The sequence below is a fragment of the Actinophytocola sp. genome, assembly GCF_035712165.1.
Taxonomy (GTDB): Bacteria; Actinomycetota; Actinomycetes; order Mycobacteriales; family Pseudonocardiaceae; genus DASYTH01.
Map to the genome: position 1 here is coordinate 14,985 of NZ_DASTBH010000065.1, position 22,969 is coordinate 37,953.

A 22,969-nucleotide genomic window follows, 5' to 3' on the forward strand; every position below is an offset into this window, starting at 1 on the left:
GGTCACGTCTCGCCGGGTTTGTGGGCCAGCAGGGCGAACATGGTGACGGAGAAATGGAAGTCGCCACGCCGGGCGGCGGCGCGGAGGTCGGCGAAGAGGTCCTCGCGGGCCTCGGCGGTGAGCAGGCCGTCGACGGTGCCGAGGAGGGTGAGCATGTCCTCCGCGGCGGTGGCGTCCTGGATGATGGCCTGTGAGCCGGCGTCGGCGACCGCCAGTCCGGCGGCGGTGAGTTGGCCGCCGAGGCGGCGGCCGGACAGCGGGTTGGGGAAGCGGCCGAGCCAGAACCGGCGGATGGTCTCGACCGTGTCCGGCGCGCCGGGATGGATGATCATGGTGGCCCAGTCGGTGTCGGCGACCAGGGCCCGGCCGCCCGGCCGCAGCACGCGGGCGATCTCCGCGGCGGCCCGGTCCGGCTCGTCGAGGTGCTGGAAGACCCGTTCGCAGCGCAGCACGTCGACACTGGCGTCGTCGAACGGCAGCGCGTAGGCGAGCCCGTCGACGAACCGCGCGGCGGAGCCGGCGGCGGCCGCGCGCCCGGCCGCAACCTCGCGCAGCCCCGGGTTCGGTTCCACCCCGATGGCGGTGCCGGACGGGCCGACCGCGGCGGCCATCGCCTGCGTCTCCTCACCGGTCCCGGCGCCCACGTCCACGGCACGCTCCCCCGGGCCGGGCCCGAGCACCTCCCGGCCCCAGGCCCGCAACCGCCGCACGCCGGGCCACGCCGCCTGCACGTCCAGCACATCGACCAGCGCCGCCACCGACTCGCCGGTGCCGGCCCGGAACGACACCGGGCGATCCAACTCAGCCATTCCCCCATCCCCCCGTGCCGCTCAGGTTCGTTCGGCCTCCGGCATGGTAAACACCTCGGCGCGGACCACGCCGGGCACGGCCTCGGCCAGCCTGCGGGCCGCGTGCCGGTCGGTCGGGTCGTCGAACTCGTCGCCGATGGTGACCACACCCTCGCGCACCTCGACCCGCCAGCGCCGGCCGCCGCCGTAGATTTCCAGGCGGTGCCGGACATCCCGGGCGATCAGGGCATCGTCGCGGCCGGTCAGGCGCACGAGGTCGCGGCGGGTCACGATGCCGACCAGCCGATGGCCGTCGACGATCGGCACGCTGCGCAGCCGGGAGTCGAGCATGGTCGCCGCCAGTTCGGCGAGGTCGGTGCCGGGGTTGGCGAAGATGACCGGAGCGGACATCACGTCGGCCACCGTGGCGTGCTCCGCGGCCGGCGGGACCGGGTCATGGTGCCGGGGGTCGAACGGGATGCGGCCGCGCATCAGGTCGGCCTCGGTGACGATGCCGACCAGGCGCTCCTCGGCGTCCAGGACCGGCAGCGCGGTGAACCCGCGGGCGGCCAGCAGGGCCGCGGCGGCCTTGAGCGGCGTGTCCGGTTCGACCGTGACCACCGGGCTGGTCATGACATCGTGGGCGCGCATCCCGATCTCCCTTCGCCGCACGGGGCCAGACAGCGCCCCCGAGCATAGGCCGGGGCGGGCCGGATGGGCCAGCGGACGCCGATTGCCGTCCATTGTGGACAATTCGGTGCGGCTGGCACGGAATGGCGCACATCACAGCACATCGGTTCAACCGGCGGAACTAGGGAAAGGGTGCCGCCGTTGTACAGATTGGTCGATGCGGATTGAGTCCCCCGGGCCGCAACCCCCGACGTCACGGAATACCGACCCGCTGGAGCCGTGTTCGTTCCACTCGCCGAGAGGCGACCGCCGCATCGACCCCCGATCTCCGTCCCCGTGCGCCGCCATACTCCCCCTCGTGGCTGGCGCCGGGGACGGTCCATTTTCGGCCATTATCGTCCGGTGACCCGAGCATTGCTGTTGCTGGACGTCGACGGCGTCCTCAACCCCTACGGCCCGGCCGATCCGCCGCCAGGGTTCACCGATCACCCGTTCTTCCCCGGCGAGCAACCGGTCCGGGTCAATCCCGCGCACGGCGCCTGGATCACCGATGCCGGCACGGTCACCGACGTCGCCTGGGCCAGCGGCTGGAACGACACGGCCAACCGGTTGCTCGCCCCGCTGCTGGGTATCGCGGCGCTGCCGGTGGTGGTCATGCCGTCGGGCCGGTTCGACGCCGGCGAGAAGGTCACGCGCATCGATGCCTACGCCCGGGACCGGCCGGTGGCGTGGGTCGACGACATCCACCCGCCGCAGGCCCATCGCTGGGCCGGGGATCGCGCCTGGCCCACCCTGCTCGTCACCGCGGACCCGATGATCGGCCTCACCCGGGATCACATCGACCGCGTCATCGCCTGGGCCAGGGCGCTGTAAACCACGGGGAAGGCTAGGCGGGTTCGGCCGGCGGGTCGTCGCCCGCGGCGATGGCTCGTTGGGTCCAGGCGACGTCGTGCCAGGCGCCGTGTTTCCAACCGATCCTGCGGTAGGTGCCGACCGGTTCGAAGCCCAGCGCGCGGTGCAGGCCGACACTGGCCTCGTTGGGCAGGGTCATGCCGGCCACGGCGGTGCGAAAACCGCGCGTGGCCAACCGGTCGAACAGCGCCCGGTAGAGCGCGCTGCCGGCACCGGTTCGCCGGCGGCCGGGTTCGAGGTACACGCTGACCTCGCAGGACCACCGGTAGGCCGGGCGGGTCTTGAACGGGCCGCCGTAGGCGTAACCGACCACCTGCCCCGAGTCCTCCAACACCACCCAGGCATGAGTCCGTGCGGCGGCGGCAATCCGTTCGGCCATCTGAGCCGGGGAGGGCGGCTCGGTCTCGAAGGTGATCGCGGTGCCGGTGACGTACGGGGCGTAGATCGCCGCGCAGGCCCCGGCGTCGCGGTCCGTGGCATCTCGGATCATGGTGACGATAGTAACGTAATCCGCCGCTATAGTGACAGGCATGTCCGACCCGTTCTCCACCTCCCTCGCCGAGGCCGTGCAGGCCGCCCGGCTGACCCGCGACCTGTCGGTCAGCGCCCTCGCCGACCGGTCCGGGGTGTCCCGGGCGATGATCGGCAAGGTCGAACGCGGCGAGGCGCAGCCCACCGCCGCACTGCTCGGCCGGCTGTGCGGCGCCCTCGGCATGACGCTGTCCGAACTGGTGGCCCGGGCCGAGGGGGACGGCGGGCGACTGGTCCGCGCCGAGCGCCAACCCACCTGGACCGACCCGGAAACCGGCTACCGGCGCCGGGCGGTGTCCGCGGCCGGCGGTCCCAGCGAACTGGTCGAGGTGGAACTGCCGGGCCGCGCGCGGGCGTCCTTTCCGGCCGACACCTACACCTTCGCCCATCACCACATCTGGGTGCTGGCCGGACACCTGCGCTTCCACGAAGGCGAGACCGTGCACGACCTGCACCCCGGCGACTGCCTGCGGCTCGGCCCGCCGGCCCCGTGCACCTACGAGAACCCCGGCCGCAACGCCTGCCGGTATCTGGTCGTCCTCACCAGACGCCCGGCCTGACCGTTGACAGCTCGTCCATCTAGTCAACTATAGTGCTAGTTAACTAGATGAATGGAGCTCCGCACGTGATCGAGTTTCATCTGGACGAGCGGTCCGGGGTCTCGCCGTACCTGCAGCTGGTTCGCCAGGTGCGCCAGGCATTGCGACTCGGCGTGCTGCGCGCGGGCGACCAGCTCCCCACCGTCAAGGAGGTCGTCGGCCGGCTGGCGATCAACCCCAACACGGTGCTGAAGGCCTACCGGGAGCTCGAACACGAGGGCCTGGTCGCCGCCCGGCCCGGGGTCGGCACGTTCGTCACCGTGACCCTGGCCGACTCCTCGCTCGCCGCGCACGCGCCGCTGCGGCAGGACCTGCGGCGCTGGCTGGCGAAGGCCCGCCGGGCCGGCCTCGACGACGAGAGCATCGAGGCGTTGTTCCTCACGACCTTTCGGACCACCGCTGGGGAGGACATAGCATGACCGCCGTCCTACAGGCCCGGGGCCTGGGCAAGAAGTACGGGAAGCACTGGGCGCTGACCGACTGCACGTTGGACGTCCCGGCCGGGCACGTGGTCGGGCTGGTCGGCCCGAACGGCGCCGGCAAGACCACCCTGCTCAACCTGGCCAGCGGGGCGCTCCCGCCGACCTCGGGCACCATCACGGTGCTCGGCGGCCGGCCCGGCGCCAGCACCGCGCAGCTGGCCAGGGTCGGGTTCGTCGCCCAGGACACCCCCAGCTACGCCAGCCTGAGCATCGCCGACCATCTCACCCTCGGCGCCCGGCTCAACCCCGGCTGGGACGCCGAACTGGCCCGGCAGCGGATCGAGCGGCTCGGCCTCGACCCCGCTCAGCGGGCCGGAAAACTCTCCGGCGGCCAACGCGCCCAACTCGCCCTGACCCTGGGCATCGCCAAGCGGCCCGACCTGCTGCTGCTCGACGAGCCGGTCGCCGCGCTCGATCCGCTGGCCCGCCGCGAGTTCCTGCAGGGCCTGCTCGAAGCGGCCGTCGAGCACGAGCTCAGCGTGGTGCTGTCCTCGCACCTGGTCTCCGACCTGGAACGCGCCTGCGACTACCTGATCGTCCTGGTCGACTCGCGGGTCCAGGTGGCAGGCGAGGTCGAGGAGCTACTGGCCACCCACCACCGGCTCACCGGCCCACGCCGTGACCCGGAGCGGCTGCCGGCCGAACAGCAGGTCATCTCGGCCAGCCACACCGACCGGCAGAGCACGTTCATCGTGCGCACCGACACCCCGATTCACGATCCCGCGTGGACGGTCAGCCAGCTCAGCCTGGAGGACCTGGTGCTGGCCTACATGAACACCACCGCGCGGGCCCACTACCGGCCGGTCCTGGAGGTCCAGCGATGATCTGGTTGACCTGGCGGCAGTTCCGCACCGCCGCGCTCGCGGTGTTCGGCGCACTGGCCGCGTTCGCCGTCATCCTGGCCATCACCGGGCCCGCACTGGCCAGCGAGTACGCCACCGGGATCGCCGCCTGCGGCGAGCAGTGCGGCAACTTCCTGAACAGCTTCTACGACGACCTCCAGGGCGCGTTCCTCGGTGTCACCGCGGCGATCCTGGTGCTGCCGCCGGTGATCGGCGTGTTCTGGGGGGCACCGCTGATCAGCCGCGAACTGGAGGCCGGGACGCATCGCCTGGTGTGGAACCAGAGCATCACCCGCACCCACTGGCTGGCGGTGAAGCTGACGCTCATCGGCCTTGCGGTGATGACCGCCACGGCGCTGGCCAGCGTGGCGGTGACCTGGTGGTCCAGCACCGTCGACCAGGTCGCGGAGAACTTCCCCCGGCTGGGGTCGCTCGTGTTCGACGCGCGCGGCATCGTCCCGATCGGCTACTCGGCCTTCGCCTTCGCGCTCGGTGTGGTGGTGGGGATGCTGATCCGCCGGACGCTGCCGGCGATGGCCGTCACCCTGGCCGTGTTCGTCGCCGTGCAACTGGCGATGCCGTTTCTGGTCCGGCCCTACCTGCTGCCGTCGACCCAGGCCACCGTCGAGATCTCCGAGTCCATTTTGGACGGTCTGTCGATATCCCGGGACGACAACACCATCCGCCTGGAGGGCAAGGCCCCGGATCCGGGTGGGTGGCTGCTGTCCAGCCGGATCCTCGATCCCTCCGGCACCGCGGTGGAGCGGATCCCGAGTCCCGCCAACGGCGCCTGCACACCCCGGGGCGAGGGCATGTCGGACTGTCTGGCCGAGCTCAACCGGCTCGGCTACCGGGCACAGCTCAGCTATCACCCGCCCACCCGGTTCTGGCCCTTCCAGTGGATCGAGACCGGCATCTACCTCGCCGCCACGCTGACCCTCGGGGTGTTCTGCTTCTGGTGGCTGCGCCGGCGGGTGTCCTGAGTGCGGCATGATGTCCTCGTGACCACCACCGCCACCGCTGCCGTCGCCACCCGGCAGAAGCAGAGGACGTTCGAGCTGACCGCCGTGCGCAGCCGGGACCTGCGCCGGCTGCGCGAGTACGGCCCGCCACCGGGCGCCGTGCTGCCGGAGAAGCACGGCGGCAAGGACGACCCGCGCTACCCGTCGCCGACCACACTGCGCTGGGGCCTCGCGGTCGCCATCGACCTGCTCCTGCACCTGCACTTCGCGGTCGTCGCGGTCGTCGCCGTCTCCCGCGTCCCGGACGTCTCACTCGGCCTGCTCCTGCTCGCCGGGCCGGCCACGTTCATCGCCGTGTCGATCCTGCACCGCGTCTTCGTGCAGCGGATGCTGCACGCCACGCTCGGCAAGGCGGTCACCGGGATCCGCTACGTCCGCGACGACACCGGCGGCCGGCCGACGCTGGGATCTCTCGCCAGGACGTGGTTCACCGGCGCCCTGGCGGCGGTGCTGAACGTGCTCTCGGGTTTCTAGCCGGTCAGTGGCCAGGAGCCGAACCGGCCCCAGGCCACCACACCGGCGAGGATGAGCAGGGCCACGTTGGTGGCGATCATCTGCTGCTCGCCGCGGCGGCCGTGCACGATCACGGCGCCGACCATGAGCAGCACCAGTCCCAGCGCGGCCAGCGGCACCAGGACCGGCGCCACGCCCAGGAGCCCGGGCAGCACGAGGCCGAGCCCGGCCAGCACCTCCAGCGCGCCGATCGCCTTCACCTGGCCGGCGCTGACGTCCTCGGTCCAGCCCATGCCCGACGCGGCCAGCTTCTCCTTGGGCCGCACCAGCTTCACCAGCCCGGTGGCGAGGAACACCGCCGCCAGCAGGCCCGCGAGGACCCACAACACCACGTTCATCGCCGGTGCCCCTTTCCCAGGGTCAGGCCGGGTTCGTGTACACCCGGCGGGGCGTGACGAGCACAGCGGCCCGGCGCTCCTGCGCCATCACCCGGTCATAGGTGTCCCAGTCGTCGTGCGTGCCGCCGGCGGACCGGAAGATCTCGCGCAGCAGCACCCGCACCGCCTCGGCGTCGAGATCCGGATGCGGGTCGTCCGGGCCGATGATCTCCGCGTCGCCCTCGACGGCCGCCCAGCGCCAGCCGGCGCGGGCGACGATGGTGACCCGGGGCTCGGCCCGCAGATGACGCAGCTTCACCGAACCGCCCATGGCGACCAGCCCGACCACCTGCCGCGCGCGCACCGGGTGGTCCAGCACCCCGGCGTTGACCACCGAGGACTGGACACTCCCGTTGCGCCGCAAGGTGTTGACCACACACAGGCCGTGGTCGAGAGGCACCAGTTCGGCGAATGCGGCGAGATCGGTCACCTCCCCAGACTAGTGAGCGGGGACCTTGTCCAGGAACCCGTGCACCTCGCGGAGCCGGCCGTCCTCGGACAGCACGGCCACGTCGAAGCCGACCACCACGGCCTCCCCGCCGTCGGGGCCCAGCTCCCAGGTGAACCGCGCCAGGTTGTGGTGCGCGTCCACCACTCCGGCCAGCCGGAAGCGCAGGTCGGGGAACATCTGCTGCGCCCCGGCGATCGTGGCGTCGATGGCGTCGCGGCCCCGCGCCACCGCAAGCGGATCGACGTAGCTGCCGCCGTCCGTCCAGATCTCGGCCAGCCCGGCCCGCCGGGCCTCGGCGTCCCGCTCGTTCCAGGTGTCGAGGTAGCGCTTGACGAGTTCGTTGGCGTCCATGGGATTCCCTTCCCTGCGATGGGGTTGACGGCACCGATCCTGACCGCGGCCGGGTCAGCGTGTCGATTACCTGCGAGGTAATGGCGGGGCGGCAGCCGCTGGCCTACGGTTCCGCTGTGAGCACCGCTACCCGTCCCGTCGGAGCGCTGCTGCGCACGTGGCGGGAGCGCCGCCGGCTGAGCCAGCTGGAGTTGGCCATCCGGGCGGAGATCTCCACCCGGCACCTGAGCTTCGTGGAGACCGGCCGGTCCCGGCCGACCAGCGACATGATCATGCGCCTGTCCGAGCAGCTGGACGTGCCACTGCGGGAGCGCAACAGCCTGCTGCTGGCCGGCGGGTACGCACCGGCCTACTCGGACAGTGGCCTGGACACGCCCGAGCTCGGGTCCATCCGGGACACGCTGCGCGAGGTGCTCACCGCGCACGAGCCCAACCCCGCCGTCGTGGTCGACCGGCACTGGAACCTGGTGGACGCCAACGAGTCCGTGGCGCTGTTCCTCGACGGCGCCGCGCCCGAACTGCTCGCGCCGCCGGTCAACGTGCTGCGCCTGAGCCTGCATCCGGACGGCATGGCCGCCCGCATCGTCAACCTGGGCCAGTGGCGGGCGCACCTGCTGGCCCGGCTGCGCCGCCAGGCCGCCGACACCGGTGACCCGGTCCTCACCGCACTGCACCACGAGCTGTCCGGCTACCCGGGCGCACCGGACGAACCCGAGGGCGACCCGGCCGACCTGGCCGTCCCGATCCGCTACCGCCACAACGGCACCGAGCACTCCTTCATCTCGCTGACCGCCGTCTTCGGCACCCCCCGCAACGTCACCCTGGCCGAGTTGGCCATCGAACTCTTCTACCGCCAAACCCCATGACAACCGGATCATGCTGACCCGCCGGGCGCACAACCGGGTCGTCATTCTCGGCCGGGGCGGCGCGGGCAAGTCCACGCTCGCCGCCCGGCTCGGCCTCGCCTGGTCGCTCCCGGTGATCGAGCTGGACAAGCGGTTCTGGACTCCGGAGCTCGACCCCCTGCCCAAGGACCGGTGGGTCGAGGTCCAGCTCGAACTGACCGGTGCGAAGCGGTGGATCCTCGACGGCGATCTCGGGCCGTACGACGTGCTCGCGGTGCGGCTGCGGGCCGCCGACACCGTGATCGTGCTGGACTTCCCGCTCTGGCGATGCGCCTGGCGCGCCCTGCGCCGCTCCCGGGAGAACCTGGCCTTCTGGCGCTGGCTGGTGGGTTACCGGCGGCGCAGCCTCCCGGTGGTCCTGGCCGCCGTCGCCCAGCACGCCCCGGACGCGGAACTGCAGGTGCTCCGCGACCCGGGCGCCGTGCGACGGCTGCTCGTCACCACCGGGTGGCGTGCGGATTGTCGTTGACGTCGATGGAGTATCCGGCGACGACGCCGGTGTCGTTGATCGCGTAGGCGGAACTGGCGACGCGGCCCGGCGGCACGCCCAGGTCGGTGACCGCACCCTGCTTGGACCAGCGAGTCGCGTGCCGCTGGTCCGACAGGGTCACGTCGCCGACGATCGTGCCGCCGGTGTTGACCGAGATGGCCCGGGCCTCGGTGCCGTTCGGGAGCATGCCGAGAACCGTGGCCGTGCCGTCGACCGCCCATCGCACGGCCTGGGGACCCTCGCCGGTCAGCGCGGCGCCCACCATGATGCCGGCGTCGTTGATTCCCCAAACAATGGCGAGGTTCGCGCCGGGAAGAACACCGAGATCGGTGATCGTCCCGTCGGGTGCCCACCGGACCGCGTGCCGGGCGGGTCCGACGTCGACGTAGCCGGTGATGAATCCGCTCGCGTTGATCGCCGTGGCATGCGCGGAATGCGCGTTCGGCAGCATGGCGAGCTCGGTGGCGGTCCCGCCGGTGGTCCAGCGGATGGCTCCGTAGTTGCCGCTGGAGCCGCGCAGCGCGTCGCCCACCATGACCCCGTCGGCGTTGACCGCCTCCACGTAGCTGCCGGAGAACCCGTTGGGCACGGGAAGCAGGGTGACCGCGCCCGCTGGGCTCCACCATGCCGCCTGGAGGTCGATGTTGCCCGCGATCAGGCCCGCGTCGTTGATCGCGCTCGCGTCGCTCCACATCGCACCCGGCGGCATCGGCAACTGGCTGAGCGTGCCGTTCGAAGCCCACCGCACGGCGTACTCCCCCGCGTCCGTGCCGGACACACCGACCAGGACGCCTGCCGCGTTGACGGCGAACGCCTGGCTCCTGGTCGAGCCGGGGAGCTCAGCGAGCTCCACGCCACCGGACGGACCAGCGGTCGCGACGACCGGTGAAAAAGTCGCGAAAACGAGCGAAATCGCGCATAATATTGCGCCTGATACTGCTCTGCGTAACATGAGTACGCCCTTTCTTGCCGACGAAAAATGGACGTAACTTCAATCGTTTTGTTGCGGCAACGGTTACCGATATTTGTAGGGCAAAATCTTGCTAATGGTCGGCATAATTGCCCGCGGACGATCACCGCACCCCGGGGCGCGCACCGGCCAAGTACTCGGCGGGGCGGGAATAACCGGGTGTGCCACCCTGTTGTGATAGATGCAAACGCATACAACGAAAGGTGGCGTGCCGTGCAGTTCGGTGTGCTCTCGGTGAGCGACATCACGCGCGACCCGGTGTCCGGGGAGACCCCGACCGAGGCGGAGCGGATCGAGGCGATCGTGCGGATCGCGGAGAAGACCGAGGAGGTCGGCCTGGACGTCTTCGCCATCGGCGAGCACCACAACCCGCCCTTCTTCTCCTCCGCGCCGACCACCCTGCTCGCCTACATCGCGGCGCGCACCACGAAGCTGATCATGTCCACCGCGACGACGCTGATCACCACCAACGACCCGGTGCGCATCGCCGAGGAGTACGCGATGCTGCAGCACCTGGCGAAGGGCCGGCTGGACCTGATGATGGGCCGGGGCAACACCGCCCCGGTGTACCCGTGGTTCGGCCAGGACATCCGGCACGGCCTGCCGCTGGCGCTGGAGAACTACAACCTGCTGCACACCTTGTGGCGCAACGACGTGGTGGACTGGGAAGGCCGGTTCCGCACCCCGCTGCAGGGCTTCACCTCGACCCCGCGGCCGCTGGACGACGTGCCGCCGTTCGTGTGGCACGGCTCGATCCGCACCCCGGAGATCGCCGAGCAGGCCGCGTACTACGGCGACGGGTTCTTCGCCAACCACATCTTCTGGCCCAAGGAGCACTTCATGCGGCTGGTCGGGTTCTACCGCCAGCGCTTCGCGCACTACGGCCACGGCACCGAGAAGCAGGCGATCGTCGGGTTGGGCGGCCAGGCCTACATCGCCCGGCGCTCGCAGGACGCCGTCCGGGAGTTCCGGCCCTACTTCAACGAGGCTCCGGTCTACGGGCACGGTCCGGCGCTGGAGGACTTCATGGCGGCGACCCCGCTGTCGGTGGGCAGTCCCCAGGAGGTCATCGACAAAACCCTGACCTTCCAAGAACATTTCGGCGACTACCAGCGCCAGCTGTTCCTGATCGACCACGCCGGCCTACCGCTGAAGACCGTGCTGGACCAGCTGGACCTGCTCGGCGAGGAGGTCGTGCCGGTGCTGCGCCGGGAGTTGGCCGCCCGGCGCGACCCGGAGGCGGCGGACGCGCCGACGCACGCCGGCCTGGTGCACGCCAAGTACGGCGACAAGCCGGCCAGGGCGCCGCGGCCCAACGCCAACCGCGGCGACAACACGACCGGTTCCGCGCCGTACCAGGACAGCGATCCGGCCGTCGAGACGACCTACCCCACGCTGTGATGACCACCACCGCCAACGACGCCTGGGAGGCGCTGCTGTCCGCGCACGCCGCGCTGATCAAGCGGTTCGCGGCCGAGGACATCTGGCAGGGGCTGTCCATGCGGGAGTACGACGTGCTCTACACGCTGTCCAAGTGCCCGCACCCGCAGCGCATCGGCGAGCTGCACCGGCACGTGCTGCTGTCCCAACCGGCACTGTCCCGGCTGGTGGACCGGCTGGTCGAGCGCGGGCTGCTGTGCCGGCACACCGACCCCGCCGACCGGCGCGGCGTTCGGCTCTCGCTCACCGCCGCCGGCCGGGACCTGCAGCGCCAGGTCGGCCGGCGGCACGCCCGCAGCGTGGCCAGGGCGCTGTCCGGCGAGCTGGACGCCGGCGAGCTGCGCCGGCTGGAAACGATCTGTCGCAAACTCGCCCACGACGGGCCCGGCACCGACAAGGATCCCAGTTCATGAACACCTTCCAGGTCGTGGTCGTCTCGGCCGGGACCAGTGACCCCTCCTCGACCCGGTTGCTGGCCGACCGCACGGCGCAGCGGGTCACGACGCTGGCCGCCGAGCGCGAGCGCCAGGCCGCCGTGCGGGTCATCGAGCTGCGCGAGCTGGCCGCCGAGACCACCGCCGCGCTGGTCTCCGGGCACGTCGAAGCCGGGCTGCGGGCGGCGATCACCGTGCTGGCCGAGGCCGACGGGCTGATCGTGGCCACCCCGGTCTACAAGGCCGGGCCCAGCGGCCTGCTCACCTCGTTCTTCCAGGTGCTGGACAACGACCTGCTGATCGCCACCCCGGTGGTGCTCGCCGCCACCGCCGGAACCGCCCGGCACGCCCTGGTGGTCGACGAGCAGCTCCGGTCGCTGTTCGCCTTCCTGCGCAGCATGGTCGTGCCGACCTCGTTGTTCGCCGCCACCGAGGACTGGAGCGACCCGGCCCTCACCGAGCGCGTCGACCGGGCCGCCCTGGAGCTCGTCCTGCTGATGGACAGCGGCTTCGCCCGGCAGGTCCGGGACCAGAGCTGGCGCCGCTACCAGCACCAGTTCGGCAGCGCGGGCGGCACCGAGCTGGAGATCGACACCGACACCGATCTCATGCGGCTGGCCGCAGGCGGCAGCGCCACCCCCGACCGCGCACCATGGTCCGGTGAGTAACACGGAGGCCCGGCCGGCGGCCGTCATGTGCCGGCGCGGACCGGGCACCGGGGCGGCCGCGGTCGAGGTGCTCGAGCCGCGCAGCGTCCCGCTCGGCGGGGTCCGGGCCATGCCGGTCCGCCGCACCCTGCCGCAGCGCACCCGGTCGCTGATCGGCGCCTGGTGCTTCGTCGACCACTACGGCCCGGACGACGTGGCGGTCACCGGCGGCATGCGGGTCCCGCCGCACCCGCACACCGGGCTGCAGACGGTCAGCTGGCTGTTCAGCGGGGAACTGGAGCACCGGGACAGCCTGGGCACCGTGGCCCCGGTCCGGCCCGGGCAGCTCAACCTGATGACCGCCGGCCACGGGATCTGCCACTCCGAGCTGTCCACACCCGACACCTCGGTCCTGCACGGGGTGCAGCTGTGGATCGCGCTGCCCGACGCGCACCGGGACACCCCCGGCGACTTCCAGCACTACGAACCCGAGCCGGTCGACCTGGGCGGCGTCACCGTGCGGGTGTTTCTCGGCAGCCTCGGCGGCCGGCGGGCGCCGGTGCCCACGTTCACCCCGCTGCTCGGCGCCGAGCTCACCCTGCCGCCGTCCGCCCGGCTGACCCTCGACCTGGACCCGGCCTTCGAACACGGCGTGCTGGCTGACACCGGCGAGGTCGACGTGGCCGGCACGCCGTGCTCCGGCGGCCAGCTCGGCTACCTCGAACCCGGCGTCGAGCAGTTGACCCTGGTCAACCCGGGTCCCGAGCCCGGCCGGGTCATCCTGCTCGGCGGCACGCCGCTGGGGGAGGACCTGGTCATGTGGTGGAACTTCGTCGGACGCAGCCATGAGGAGATCGCCCGGTTCCGGGACGAGTGGCAGGCCGGGTCCGAGCGGTTCGGCCAGGTGGACGGCTATCCGGGCGACCGGCTGCCGGCGCCCGACCTGCCCGCCACCCGGCTGGTGCCCCGCCGGGACCAACGGCACAGGTGACCAAGACCACCGACCGATTCGGTAGGTAAACCGACCGAATCGGTCGGTAAATTGATACTGTCGACGGTATGGCACGTGTGTACCGGCATCAGGTCGACGAGGACATCCTCGACCGCGCCGCCGGACTGTTCGCCCAGCACGGGTTCGAGCAGACCTCGCTGAAGTCCCTCGCGGACGCCGCCGGCCTGTCCAAAGCCGGGCTGCTGCACCACTTCCCGAGCAAGGAAGCCCTGTTCCAGGCCGCCCGGCAGCTCGGCAGGGACCACAGCAGGCGGGTGCTCGAGCACGTCCGCGCCCTTCCGCCCGGACCGGTTCGGGACCGGCAGGTGCTCGAACTGCTCACCGACATCGCGCTCGACCGGCCCGGACTGGTGGCGCTGATGTTCCGGGCGGTCAACGCGCCGCACGACAGCCCGACCGACAACGGCGACGAGCTGATGCTGCCCGAACTGTTCGCCGTCGACCTCGACGACCGGTCCGAGCGGGCCATCCGGGTCATCGGCGCGCTGAGCGCGATGGCCGTGCTGACCATCACCGCCAACCGGGCCGGCGACAAGACCGGCTGGCGACCCAAGATCATCGCTACGTGTTTCGACGCCCTCGGCCACCCCCGGCCACAGTCCGACGACCAGGTGGAGGCCTGATTTCATGGCGAAGCTGTTGTACCGGATCGGTTTCGGCGCGCACCGGCGCCGGCTGCTGGTCGTCCTGGTGTGGCTGGCGGTGCTGATCGGCGCGGCGGTCGGCGCGGCGACGCTTTCCGGCCAGATGTCCGGCGCCGTCAACATTCCGGGCCAGGAGTCCACCACCGCCCTGGACCGGATCAAGGCCGAGTTCGGGTCCGGCGGCGCCACGGCCCGCGTCGTGGTCAAGTCGACCGACGGGACGCCGCTGACCGATCCGGCGCACGCCAAGGCCGTCGGCGAGCTGGTGGCCGATCTGGCCGAGCTGCCCGGCGTCGCCTCGGCCAGCAACCCGCTCGACCCGGCCGCGCCGGCGGTCAACGCCGACCGGAGCACCGCCTACAGCACCGTCACCTACACCGCGGTGGCCGGCGAGGTCACCGACGAGGCGCGCACCGCGCTGCTGAACACCGTGGGCGCCGCGCGGACCGGCGGCCTGACCGCCGAGGTCACCGGCGAAGCCGTGCACGAGGTCCCGGAGGTGGGCGGCGCCGCCGAGGCGGTCGGCGTGATCCTCGCGCTGGTCATCCTGGCGCTGACCTACGGCTCGCTCGTCGCGGCCGGGATGAACCTGCTGACCGCGACCGTCGGCGTGGGCATCGGCACCCTGGGCATCACGATCGCCAGCGGGTTCATGGACCTGCAGTCCACCACCCCCACCCTGGCCGCGATGCTGGGGCTGGCCGTGGGGATCGACTACGCGCTGTTCATCATCAACCGCTACCGCCAGGAGTTGCGGCACGGTTCGGACGTCGGCACCGCGGTCGCCATCGCCGTGGGCACTGCGGGCTCGGCCGTCGTCACCGCCGGGCTCACCGTCGTCATCGCCCTGGTCGGCCTGTCCGTGGTCGGCATTCCGTTCCTGACCCAGATGGGCATCGCGGCCGCCGCGACCATCGTCGTCGCCGTGCTGATCGCCGTGACGCTGGTCCCGGCGGTGCTGAGCTACCTCGGGCGGCGCATGCTGCGCCGTGCCGAACGCGCCGCGCCTGCCGAGCCGGCCGAGCGCGGCTTCTTCCGGGGTTGGGTCGGCCTGGTCACCCGCCGGCCCCGCACCGCGCTGCTGATCTGCGTGCTGGCCCTGGGCGCGATCGCCGCGCCCGCCGCCGCGCTGCAGACCACGCTGGTGCAGACCCCCGCGCCGGGCAGCACGCAGGAGCGCGCCGAGCGGCTGCTCGCCGACGGCTTCGGCCCGGGGTTCAACGGTCCGCTGATCGTCCTGTTCGAGGGCGCCGACGCGGTGGGGGCCGCAACCCGGTCCGCCGCGCCGATCGGCACGCTGGACGGGGTCGCGCTGGTGACCCCGCCGCGGCCCAACGCCGACGGCACCGCCGCCATGGTCACGGTCATCCCGAAGACCGGCCCGACCAGCCCGGACACCGAACGGCTGGTCACCGACCTGCGCAACCAATTGTCCACTGTGGACGGCGCGAGGGTGGCGGTCACCGGCGCCACCGCGGTCAGCGTGGACGTGGCCGTCTCACTCGACCACGCCCTGCCGATCTACCTCGCCCTGGTCGTGGGTCTCGCCCTGGTCCTGCTCGTGCTGGTGTTCCGCTCGCTGCTGGTGCCGCTGGTCGGGGTGCTCGGCTTCCTGCTCACCATCGGCGCCTCGCTCGGTGCGACCGTCGCGGTGTTCCAGTGGGGCTGGCTCGGCGATGCCGTCAACCTGGACAGCACCGGGCCGCTGATCAGCCTGACCCCGATCCTGGTCATCGGCATCCTGTTCGGCCTCGCCATGGACTACCAGATCTTCCTGGTCTCCCGGATGCACGAGGCGCACCACCGCGGGGCCACGCCACACGGCTCGATCGTCACCGGGTTCCGGCAGGCCGGCCCGGTGGTGGTCACCGCGGCGCTGATCATGCTGTCGGTGTTCGCCGGCTTCGTCCCGGCGGGTGAGGCGACCATCAAGTCGATCGCCTTCGCCCTGGCCATCGGCATCTTCATCGACGCCTTCGTGGTCCGCATGATCCTGGTCCCGGCCGCACTCACCCTGCTCGGCGAGCGCGCCTGGTGGCTACCCCGCTCGCTGCGCTGGCTGCCCACCCTCGACGTCGAGGGCGCCGCCCTGCGCACCGACGAACAGCCGGAACCCAAGGCCCTGGCCGGCGCTCCCCGGTGAGACCGGTCAGGCCGACCGAAGCGCCTGCCGGCCAAGCCGGTCGGCGGCGCGGATGGCCTCCGGCAGCCGGAACCTCGGGCTGAGCCGCAGCACCACCTCGGTGGCCAGGTCGAGGTCGATCCGGTGTCCAATGGAGACGAAGACCGGCTTGACCCCGGCCTGGGTACGCAGCGCCCGGCCGACCACCTCGCCGCCATCCGTCAGGTCGGTCCAGTCCCCCCGGTCCGGCCCGGGCGGGTCATACCGACCGAGCGCCTGCTTGCCGACCCCGATCGACGGCAGGCCGGTCACCACCCCGGCATGGCAGGCCAGTCCGAACCGTCGCGGATGGGCCAGCCCCTGCCCGTCACACACCAGCAGATCCGGTGCGGATCCCAGCTCCGCCAACGCCTTGAGCAACGGCGGCAACTCCCGGAACGCGAACAGTCCCGGCACGTAGGGAAACTCGGCCACATCGAGCACCACCGCATGGTCCACGACCGACAGCGTGGTCAGATCCACACAGGCGACCGCCGCCGCCACCCGGTCCCCGCCCGCCCCGTACGCCACATCCAGCCCGGCCACGATCCTTGGCGTGAACCCCACCGGGCCGGTGCGGATCACGCTGGGCGCCAAGGCAACCTGCAGCGCCACAGCCTCGTCGACCCGCGTCATCCCAGCAGCCTATTCCCGCGGCGGGTGCGGGCAGGACGGCCGGCGGGGCCGCGCTTCGCGCGGCCCCGCCCGCCGTACACGCCTTCCGGAACGGTGCCGGATCGGCTCTACAGCCGGGCCCGGCCCGCCTCCGCCGCCGCCTGGACGGCGGCGGTGCGACGGTCCTCGGCGCGCGGGGTGTCGTGGGTTCGCGGGGTGGTGGTGGCGGCGCGGGCGGTTGCGGGGGTGGTGTGGTCGCCGGTGATGCCGCCGCGGATCCGGTTGTTGGCGGCGACTTCGGCGGTCGGGGTGTTGGCCGTCAGCACGAGCCGACCGTTGATGATGTTGTCGTCGACGACGGTGCGGCCGGTGGTGTTGGCGATGGTGACGTCGCGGGCGAAGTAGCCGCCGGATGCACAACTGTCCAGGTTTCCGTTCGGGCCGAGTTGGATGCCGCCCCGGTTTGCGCTGAAGGCGGCCGTGCCGTGCACGGCGCTGCCGCAGACGACGCTGCCGGTGGCGTTGTTGCGGACCGACAGGGTTCCGTCGACGAAGGAGTCGATCAGGTCGGTGTAGTAGGCGCCGTCGGTGCCGAGGTTGCCGGTGACCTCCACGCCGATCAGGCTGAACTCGCCGACGGCCGAGGTCACGTCGCCCGCGATCGTGGAGTCGTCGACGAACAGGAAGCCCTCGATGCCGGTGTCGCCCTTGGGTTGGAGGGTGACGGCGCCGGTGCGGCTGTCCCGGAGGAACAGGCCGAAACCGCCGGGCGCCAACACGATCTGCCCGTCGACGGTGGTGTCGGTGGCATCGAGGTAACCGTCGAGGGCGACCTGGACCTGACCGCGGAACGTGCCGCCGGTGACCACCAGGTTGCTGCCGGAGGCCACCCGGACGGTGCCGGTGACCGTGGTGCCGTCGAGCGTGCAGGACTCTCCGGCCGGCACCAGAAGGTCCCCGGGCACCGTCACGGCCCCGCCGCTGCCGACGCAGTGGGTGACCAGGTCGGCGCCGGAGGTGGGTGCGGCCAGCACCATCGACACGGCGACCAGCACGCTCGCGGTGAGCGCAGCGGTGGTGTGTCTCTGCATTGTCGCGTCTCCTCGCTCGTCAGTTGCCGATATCGGACCGTGCGGCCGCGCGCACGATGGTTCCCTTGTCCCTGCGGGTGAGAACGCCGCCCACGGTCAGCGCCTCGGTGACGTCATCGGTGTGCCGGACGAACGCCGCGTGGTCGGCGTAGTCGGCGTCCTCGTCGATCAGGTCGTTGATGGTGCAGCCGGTTCCGGTGTCCACGTTGGCCACCCCGGTGTCCTCCGTGCCGATGATCACGGTGGGCCGCAGGTCGGAGTCGGGGCAGGCGTCGGATCCGGAACCGACGACGGTGAACGACACCATCTCCTCCGGCGCGGTGTTGCCGGCGGTGTCGGTGGCCCGGTAGTGCACCATGTGCGCGCCCAACCCGGTCACCACCACCGGCCCGCCGTACGGCGTCCACGGACCACCGTCGAGGTGATACTCCACCGACGCCACCCCGGACCCGGCATCCGTCGCCGTGACCGTCACCGTGGCGCTGCCGACAAAGTTGCCGGACGGGTCCCGCTCCCCCGCCACCGTGGCCGACACGTCCGGCGGGGTGGTGTCCACCGGGCCGGGCTCGACGACCCGGAACGACACCGACCCGATCGCGGAGGTGTTCCCGGCCCGGTCGGTGGCCCGGTACCGCACCGTGTGGTCACCGGCCGCCGACACGAGCACCGGACCGGTGTAGGGCCGGAACCCGGTGCCGTCGACCTCGTAGGCCACACTGTCCACACCGGACCCGGCGTCGGTCGCGGTGACCGTCACCGTGGCGGCGCCGACATAGCCGCCGGACGGATCCTGCTCACCGGACACCGCCGCCGAAACCTCCGGCGGCGTGGTGTCTTGCACCGGAGGCGCCACCACGGTGAACGACACCATCTCCTCCGGCGCGGTGTTGCCGGCGGTGTCGGTGGCCCGGTAGTGCACCATGTGCGCGCCCAACCCGGTCACCACCACCGGCCCGCCGTACGACGTCCACGGACCACCGTCGAGGTGATACTCCACCGACGCCACCCCGGACCCGGCATCCGTCGCCGTGACCGTCACCGTGGCGCTGCCGACAAAGTTGCCGGCCGGGTCCCGCTCCCCCGCCACCGTCGCCGACACGTCCGGCGGGGTGGTGTCCCCGCCGCCGCCCGGGGTCACCGTGAACTCGCCGACCATGGTGCTGTGGCCGGGAATCGCGCAGAAGTACCGGTACCGGCCCGCGGTCAGGGTCACCTGCGCCTCGTGCCGCCCGCCGTTGGCGTCGAACGGGTTGGCCAGGATGTTCAGCGACACATCGTGGTTGTAGCCCGGCGTCGAGGTGTCGAAGGTCAACGTGTGCGGCATCCCGGTGGTGTTGCCGGTGGCCGCGCTGTTCTCGAACACGATCGTGGTCGGGCCGGCGACCGCCGTGGCCGGCGTCGAGGCGTACTGCGTGGTGCTGTCGTTCGCCGTCCAGGTCAGGATCTGCGCCGCCACGGCCGAACTGGGCACGGCGAACAGCAGCGCTGCCACCAGCGCCGCGCCCAGCGCGGTCGCGACCATCCGACGCGCCGTCACAGCGGCCGCACCCGGATGTTGCGGAAGTCGATCAGGTCGTTGGTTCCGTGGTTCTGCAGACCGATGAAGCCGCTGAGGAACTGCCGCAGATCGGTCGGCGGATCCCCGGCCCGGGACGACTGCTTGCCCGGCGTGTTGTCGAACTCGTTGATTACCACGCCGTTGCGGATGATCGTGTAGTGCTGGCCGACCACCCGGATCTCGTAGTTGCTCCACTGGCCCTTCGGGGTGGCGCCGGACTGCTCCAACCCGACGGGGTCGAAGTTGTAGACCGAGCCGGTCTTCTGCGGCTCACCGGTGTCCCCGTCGTAGATCTGGATCTCGTGGCCGCAGTAGATCGCCACCCAGGCCTGCGACGTTCGGGCGTTGCCGACGGTGCCGCAACTGTCCGGCGGGCGCTCGGCCAGCGGGGTACGCGGATCCGGGAACCGGGTGAACACGCCGCTGTTGGCCCGGACCGCCTCCGGCGCGGAGTCCCGGAACTGCAGCCGCACGGAGAAGTCGGCGAACTCCTTGCGCGCGTACCAGAGCATGCCGAGCCCGCCGCTGGACCGCAGCGAGCCGTCCGGCTGGATCGAGAACGACCCGGACGGCGCCTGCGCCCACCCGGCCAGCGACTCGGCCGTCCCGTCGAAGATCGACTCGTACCCGGTGGTGCCGGGGTTGCCGATGGTCGACGAAGCCGCCACCCGGGTCAGGGTGCCCCGCTCGCGGCCGGTCAGCACGCCGTCGGCGACCAGCGCGTCGGTCACCTCGGTGACGTGCCGCACGAAGCTGCCATGGTCGGGCCAGACGCCCTCGTCGTCGATCAGGTCATTGACCGTGCAGCCCTGGCCGGCGCTCCGGTTGGCCACACCGGTGTCGGTGTCGCCGATCCAGACGGTCTGCCGGGAGTCGGTCACCGCACACCCGACGGTGACCGGGATCCGGGTCGTGGCCCGCTCGCCGTCGGCGTAGGTGACGGTCAGCGTGGCGGTGTAGGAACCGACCCGCGCATAGTCGTGCCGCGGGTTCGGCTCGGTGGACGTGCCGCCGTCACCGAAGTCCCACTGGTAGGACACGCCGCCGGACTTCGTGCCGGTGAAGGCGACCGTCAGCGGCCGGTTGTGCAGCCCGACCGCCGACGCGGTGGGCGCCGGTGTGGCCGCCCCGCCCTGGTAGGTGACCCGGATCAGCTTCTGGTTGGCGTGCAACGTGAAGAACCCGCCGCCGTAGTCGAGCAGGTACAGCGCGCCGTCCGGCCCGAACTTGGCGTCCATCCAACTCTGCAGCCGGTCGGCCGCGCCGCCGCCGGGGATGATCGCCCGCAGCGACTCGGCGAACGCGGGCGGGGCCGCCTGCGCCACCCCGGCCGGGTCGACGGTCACCGCGACCCGGTTGGCCGCGTTGCACTCGTCAGCGATGAACCACTTGTCCTCCCAGTAGGCCGGCCAGGCCACCCCGCTGTTCACGTTCACCAGCGAGCGGTGGTACGTCGGGCCGTTCATGATCGCCTGGCAGCCGCCGCGCAGGTACGGCTGGGTGTAGGTGGCCTGGGCCGCGCTGTAGGTGGGGATTCCGCTGCCGTCCGGGCGCATCGGGAAGACCGGGCCACCGCCGTCCGGCGAGTACCAGATCATGTTGTCCCGCACCGGCGGCAGGTCGACCAGGCCGGTGTTGCGCGGTGAGGTGTTCTTCGGGTTGTCGCAGTCGTACCAGCCGGTCAGGACCGTGGCGTCGGTGTTGCTGCGGTCCCGGTAGGGCTGCCGGTTGCCCATGCAGTACGGCCAACCCTGGTTGCCCGCCGAGGTGATGATGGTCGCGTGCTCGTACTTGGCCGGGCCCAGTTCCGGGCTGGGCGCGGTGGCGTCCGGCCCCACCCAGGCGGCGGTCAGCCACTGGTGCACCGGGTCGATGGCCAGCCGCGAGATGTTGCGCACGCCCATCACGTAGATCTCCGGCCGGGTCTTGTTCCCCGGGTCCTGTGCCTCCGGGAACAGGTTGCCGTCCGGGATCGTGTAGCTGGCGTCCGGCTCCGGGTGGATGCGCAGGATCTTCCCGTTGAGGTCGTTGGTGTTCCCGGCGGTGCGGCGGGCGTCCTGGAACGAGGTGCCCATCCACTCCTGGGTCCAGTTGTTCCCCGAGTAGCCCATCGAACCCTGCGAGGAGTTGCTGTCACCGGAGCCGATGTAGAGGTTTCCGTTGGCGTCGAAGGACATTCCGCCGCCGGCATGGCAGCAGCTGTGCGTCTGGGTGTTCCACTGCAGCAGGTCGCGGCGGGTCGCCTGATCGATCGTCTGGTTGGCGAAGTCGTAGCTGAACCGCGAGATCGTGCGCTTGCCGATCCGGGTGACCCGGTCCACGGTGTCCTGCGGCATCCAGTAGGCGTAGAGCCAACCGTTCTGCAGGAAGCGCGGGTCGGGCACGAGCCCGAGCAGACCCTCCTCGTTCTTGACCAGTTCGTCGCCGCTGCCCCGGTTACCCATGACCGGCAACGTGGTCAGCAGCTTGACCTGCTTGGTGTGCGGGTCCCAGCGGTGGATCGTGCCGCAACCGAGGCCGATGGCGGGGTTGGTCCAGTTGTTCGGCTGGGGAACGGCGTTGCCGGCACAGGCCGCCTTGCCGACGTAGAACACCGCGCCGTCCGGTGTGATGGTCAGGCCGTGCGGCTCGCCGATCTGGTCGAGCTGGCCGGCCTGGTTGGCCGTGGTCAGCCGCTCGATCTTGTAGTTGGCCGCGATCGTGGCCTGGCAGTCGCCGCGCACCAGGCCGGTCGTCCAGCGCAGCGCGCCGGTGAGGTGGCTGCGGAACGGGGCCTCGCGGTAGCTGCCCTCGGTGTGTCCCATGCCGGTGTAGAAGGACCGGCCGCCCTCGTAGTCGCGGCACCAGGAAACCGGGTGGAACGGGCCGTTGGCGCCCGGACCGGGGGTGTAATGCCGCTCCTCGACCTGCGCGACCGTGTGCACGGTGCCGATCGGGTTCGGATCCCAGTTGTACCAACGATCCGACCTGGTCAGGTTCAGCGGCAGGCCCTTGTTCGCCGGGTGCTGGCGGTCCACGAGGTTGACCACGGACTGGTTGATGCCGGGTGGCGGTGGCGGGGTCGGGTCGCCGGCGAACAGGCGCAGCTCGGCGAGCTGGATCAGCGGTTCGCCCGCGTTCGCGGTGATGTTGAGCCGATAGTGCCGGTACGCCTGGGTGTTGGTGAAATCGTACCGTTTGGTTTGGAATCGCTCGGCGACCGTCTGGTTGGTCTGGGTGTCCAGGTCCGTCCAGGTCTGCCCGTCCGCGGACCCCTGCAGGGCCCAGTCCTTCGGGTCGCGCCCGGCGGCGTCGTTCGCCGACGTGAGCGCGTATCCGTTCACCGCGAGCGGTTCGGCGAGTTGCCCGGCGACCCAGCCGGTCCGGGTCCGGGTCAGCCACTTGGTCTGATCGCTGCCGTCGAACACCGTGTCCTTGGTCTCGTTCGGCGGGTTCTCCCCACTCGCGGTCGGCTGCGTCACGGGCAGCGGGGTGCGCACCGCGCCGAGCGGACGGGTGCCGATC

General features: G+C 71.5%; 25 protein-coding genes. 14 read left to right on the forward strand and 11 right to left on the reverse strand.

The genetic code is table 11. The annotated features are described in order from the left end of the window. Positions 1-2: 2 nt before the first annotated feature. Complete coding sequence (locus tag VFO68_RS02995; protein ID WP_325156573.1) at positions 3-809, reverse strand: methyltransferase domain-containing protein; 807 nt, start codon at positions 807-809, stop codon at positions 3-5. Between the two features lie 21 nt (positions 810-830). Beyond that, entirely contained in the window at positions 831-1,439 is a 609-nt protein-coding gene (locus VFO68_RS03000; protein WP_325156574.1) for a CBS domain-containing protein, read from the reverse strand. 381 nt (positions 1,440-1,820) lie between these two features. Here VFO68_RS03000 and VFO68_RS03005 point away from each other — a divergent pair, with 381 nt between their 5' ends. After that, complete coding sequence (locus VFO68_RS03005; RefSeq protein ID WP_325156575.1) at positions 1,821-2,291, forward strand: HAD domain-containing protein; 471 nt, start codon at positions 1,821-1,823, stop codon at positions 2,289-2,291. A 13-nt stretch (positions 2,292-2,304) separates the two neighbouring features. Here the strand turns inward: VFO68_RS03005 and VFO68_RS03010 are convergent, their stop codons facing one another. Beyond that, complete coding sequence (locus VFO68_RS03010; RefSeq protein WP_325156576.1) at positions 2,305-2,820, reverse strand: GNAT family N-acetyltransferase; 516 nt, start codon at positions 2,818-2,820, stop codon at positions 2,305-2,307. A gap of 40 nt (positions 2,821-2,860) precedes the next feature. On the opposite strand from VFO68_RS03010, the gene VFO68_RS03015 reads away from it, so the two are divergent. From VFO68_RS03015 to VFO68_RS03035, 5 genes are all read left to right on the forward strand, one after another. Further along, entirely contained in the window at positions 2,861-3,421 is a 561-nt protein-coding gene (locus tag VFO68_RS03015; protein ID WP_325156577.1) for an XRE family transcriptional regulator, read from the forward strand. 65 nt (positions 3,422-3,486) lie between these two features. After that, positions 3,487-3,879 (forward strand): GntR family transcriptional regulator, encoded by a 393-nt coding sequence (locus tag VFO68_RS03020; protein WP_325156578.1) that lies wholly within the window; start codon positions 3,487-3,489, stop codon positions 3,877-3,879. Then, positions 3,876-4,766: an ABC transporter ATP-binding protein gene (locus VFO68_RS03025; protein WP_325156579.1), complete on the forward strand. Its 891-nt coding sequence runs from the start codon at positions 3,876-3,878 to the stop codon at positions 4,764-4,766. The genes VFO68_RS03020 and VFO68_RS03025 overlap by 4 nt, the downstream gene beginning before the upstream one ends. Next, on the forward strand, positions 4,763-5,767 hold the full coding sequence (locus VFO68_RS03030; protein WP_325156580.1) for an ABC transporter permease subunit: 1,005 nt from the start codon (positions 4,763-4,765) through the stop codon (positions 5,765-5,767). Before VFO68_RS03025 ends, VFO68_RS03030 begins: the two co-directional genes overlap by 4 nt. Positions 5,768-5,785: 18 nt before the next feature. After that, positions 5,786-6,280, forward strand: a complete 495-nt coding sequence (locus VFO68_RS03035) for an RDD family protein (protein ID WP_325156581.1) — start codon at positions 5,786-5,788, stop codon at positions 6,278-6,280. Here the strand turns inward: VFO68_RS03035 and VFO68_RS03040 are convergent. From VFO68_RS03040 to VFO68_RS03050, 3 genes are read right to left on the reverse strand one after another with little or no spacing between them, the layout of a single operon-like run. Further along, entirely contained in the window at positions 6,277-6,657 is a 381-nt protein-coding gene (locus VFO68_RS03040; protein WP_325156582.1) for a DoxX family protein, read from the reverse strand. The genes VFO68_RS03035 and VFO68_RS03040 overlap by 4 nt on opposite strands. 22 nt (positions 6,658-6,679) lie before the next feature. After that, entirely contained in the window at positions 6,680-7,126 is a 447-nt protein-coding gene (locus VFO68_RS03045; protein ID WP_325156583.1) for a TIGR03618 family F420-dependent PPOX class oxidoreductase, read from the reverse strand. Positions 7,127-7,135: 9 nt separating this feature from the next. Beyond that, positions 7,136-7,498, reverse strand: a complete 363-nt coding sequence (locus tag VFO68_RS03050) for a nuclear transport factor 2 family protein (protein ID WP_325156584.1) — start codon at positions 7,496-7,498, stop codon at positions 7,136-7,138. 80 nt (positions 7,499-7,578) lie between these two features. Here VFO68_RS03050 and VFO68_RS03055 point away from each other — a divergent pair, with 80 nt between their 5' ends. Together VFO68_RS03055 and VFO68_RS03060 are read left to right on the forward strand one after the other, a co-directional pair. Continuing rightward, a complete protein-coding gene (locus tag VFO68_RS03055) occupies positions 7,579-8,364 on the forward strand; it encodes a helix-turn-helix transcriptional regulator (protein WP_325156585.1) in 786 nt (261 codons plus the stop codon). 10 nt (positions 8,365-8,374) lie between these two features. Beyond that, entirely contained in the window at positions 8,375-8,872 is a 498-nt protein-coding gene (locus VFO68_RS03060; protein WP_325156586.1) for a DNA topology modulation protein FlaR, read from the forward strand. Here VFO68_RS03060 and VFO68_RS03065 read toward each other — a convergent pair. Continuing rightward, positions 8,841-9,746, reverse strand: coding sequence for a hypothetical protein (locus VFO68_RS03065; RefSeq protein ID WP_325156587.1), 906 nt, complete (start codon positions 9,744-9,746; stop codon positions 8,841-8,843). The genes VFO68_RS03060 and VFO68_RS03065 overlap by 32 nt on opposite strands. A 330-nt stretch (positions 9,747-10,076) precedes the next feature. On the opposite strand from VFO68_RS03065, the gene VFO68_RS03070 reads away from it, so the two are divergent. The 6 genes from VFO68_RS03070 (at position 10,077) to VFO68_RS03095 (ending at position 16,183) form a co-directional block, all read left to right on the forward strand. Next, the gene (locus tag VFO68_RS03070) at positions 10,077-11,264 is read left to right on the forward strand and encodes an LLM class flavin-dependent oxidoreductase (RefSeq protein ID WP_325156588.1); all 1,188 of its coding nucleotides are present in this window, start codon (positions 10,077-10,079) and stop codon (positions 11,262-11,264) included. Further along, positions 11,264-11,716 (forward strand): MarR family winged helix-turn-helix transcriptional regulator, encoded by a 453-nt coding sequence (locus tag VFO68_RS03075; protein WP_325156589.1) that lies wholly within the window; start codon positions 11,264-11,266, stop codon positions 11,714-11,716. The genes VFO68_RS03070 and VFO68_RS03075 overlap by 1 nt, the downstream gene beginning before the upstream one ends. Next, a complete protein-coding gene (locus VFO68_RS03080) occupies positions 11,713-12,405 on the forward strand; it encodes a CE1759 family FMN reductase (RefSeq protein WP_325156590.1) in 693 nt (230 codons plus the stop codon). The genes VFO68_RS03075 and VFO68_RS03080 overlap by 4 nt, the downstream gene beginning before the upstream one ends. Continuing rightward, the gene (locus tag VFO68_RS03085) at positions 12,398-13,375 is read left to right on the forward strand and encodes a pirin family protein (protein ID WP_325156591.1); all 978 of its coding nucleotides are present in this window, start codon (positions 12,398-12,400) and stop codon (positions 13,373-13,375) included. The genes VFO68_RS03080 and VFO68_RS03085 overlap by 8 nt, the downstream gene beginning before the upstream one ends. A gap of 68 nt (positions 13,376-13,443) precedes the next feature. Beyond that, on the forward strand, positions 13,444-14,019 hold the full coding sequence (locus VFO68_RS03090; protein ID WP_325156592.1) for a helix-turn-helix domain-containing protein: 576 nt from the start codon (positions 13,444-13,446) through the stop codon (positions 14,017-14,019). 4 nt (positions 14,020-14,023) lie between these two features. After that, positions 14,024-16,183: an MMPL family transporter gene (locus tag VFO68_RS03095; RefSeq protein ID WP_325156593.1), complete on the forward strand. Its 2,160-nt coding sequence runs from the start codon at positions 14,024-14,026 to the stop codon at positions 16,181-16,183. Positions 16,184-16,189: 6 nt separating this feature from the next. Here VFO68_RS03095 and VFO68_RS03100 read toward each other — a convergent pair whose 3' ends face one another. The 4 genes from VFO68_RS03100 to VFO68_RS03115 form a co-directional block, all read right to left on the reverse strand. Then, positions 16,190-16,837: an endonuclease V gene (locus VFO68_RS03100; protein WP_325156594.1), complete on the reverse strand. Its 648-nt coding sequence runs from the start codon at positions 16,835-16,837 to the stop codon at positions 16,190-16,192. 107 nt (positions 16,838-16,944) lie between these two features. Next, a complete protein-coding gene (locus tag VFO68_RS03105; RefSeq protein WP_325156595.1) occupies positions 16,945-17,907 on the reverse strand; it encodes a hypothetical protein in 963 nt (320 codons plus the stop codon). 19 nt (positions 17,908-17,926) lie between these two features. Continuing rightward, entirely contained in the window at positions 17,927-19,444 is a 1,518-nt protein-coding gene (locus VFO68_RS03110) for a chitobiase/beta-hexosaminidase C-terminal domain-containing protein (RefSeq protein WP_325156596.1), read from the reverse strand. Next, positions 19,441-22,969 (reverse strand): family 16 glycoside hydrolase (locus VFO68_RS03115; RefSeq protein ID WP_325156597.1); only part of this gene is annotated, 3,529 nt, incomplete at its 5' end. The genes VFO68_RS03110 and VFO68_RS03115, both read right to left, overlap by 4 nt.

What these genes read in the sequence shown, in the direction of transcription:
- VFO68_RS02995 (WP_325156573.1), bottom strand. Translation starts at nt 809, where the DNA reads ATGGCTGAGTTGGATCGCCCGGTGTCGTTCCGGGCCGGCACCGGCGAG.
- VFO68_RS03000 (WP_325156574.1), bottom strand. Translation starts at nt 1,439, where the DNA reads ATGCGCGCCCACGATGTCATGACCAGCCCGGTGGTCACGGTCGAACCG.
- VFO68_RS03010 (WP_325156576.1), bottom strand. Translation starts at nt 2,820, where the DNA reads ATGATCCGAGATGCCACGGACCGCGACGCCGGGGCCTGCGCGGCGATC.
- VFO68_RS03015 (WP_325156577.1), top strand. Translation starts at nt 2,861, where the DNA reads ATGTCCGACCCGTTCTCCACCTCCCTCGCCGAGGCCGTGCAGGCCGCC.
- VFO68_RS03025 (WP_325156579.1), top strand. Translation starts at nt 3,876, where the DNA reads ATGACCGCCGTCCTACAGGCCCGGGGCCTGGGCAAGAAGTACGGGAAG.
- VFO68_RS03030 (WP_325156580.1), top strand. Translation starts at nt 4,763, where the DNA reads ATGATCTGGTTGACCTGGCGGCAGTTCCGCACCGCCGCGCTCGCGGTG.
- VFO68_RS03040 (WP_325156582.1), bottom strand. Translation starts at nt 6,657, where the DNA reads ATGAACGTGGTGTTGTGGGTCCTCGCGGGCCTGCTGGCGGCGGTGTTC.
- VFO68_RS03050 (WP_325156584.1), bottom strand. Translation starts at nt 7,498, where the DNA reads ATGGACGCCAACGAACTCGTCAAGCGCTACCTCGACACCTGGAACGAG.
- VFO68_RS03055 (WP_325156585.1), top strand. Translation starts at nt 7,579, where the DNA reads ATGGCGGGGCGGCAGCCGCTGGCCTACGGTTCCGCTGTGAGCACCGCT.
- VFO68_RS03060 (WP_325156586.1), top strand. Translation starts at nt 8,375, where the DNA reads ATGCTGACCCGCCGGGCGCACAACCGGGTCGTCATTCTCGGCCGGGGC.
- VFO68_RS03075 (WP_325156589.1), top strand. Translation starts at nt 11,264, where the DNA reads ATGACCACCACCGCCAACGACGCCTGGGAGGCGCTGCTGTCCGCGCAC.
- VFO68_RS03080 (WP_325156590.1), top strand. Translation starts at nt 11,713, where the DNA reads ATGAACACCTTCCAGGTCGTGGTCGTCTCGGCCGGGACCAGTGACCCC.
- VFO68_RS03090 (WP_325156592.1), top strand. Translation starts at nt 13,444, where the DNA reads ATGGCACGTGTGTACCGGCATCAGGTCGACGAGGACATCCTCGACCGC.
- VFO68_RS03095 (WP_325156593.1), top strand. Translation starts at nt 14,024, where the DNA reads ATGGCGAAGCTGTTGTACCGGATCGGTTTCGGCGCGCACCGGCGCCGG.
- VFO68_RS03100 (WP_325156594.1), bottom strand. Translation starts at nt 16,837, where the DNA reads ATGACGCGGGTCGACGAGGCTGTGGCGCTGCAGGTTGCCTTGGCGCCC.
- VFO68_RS03105 (WP_325156595.1), bottom strand. Translation starts at nt 17,907, where the DNA reads ATGCAGAGACACACCACCGCTGCGCTCACCGCGAGCGTGCTGGTCGCC.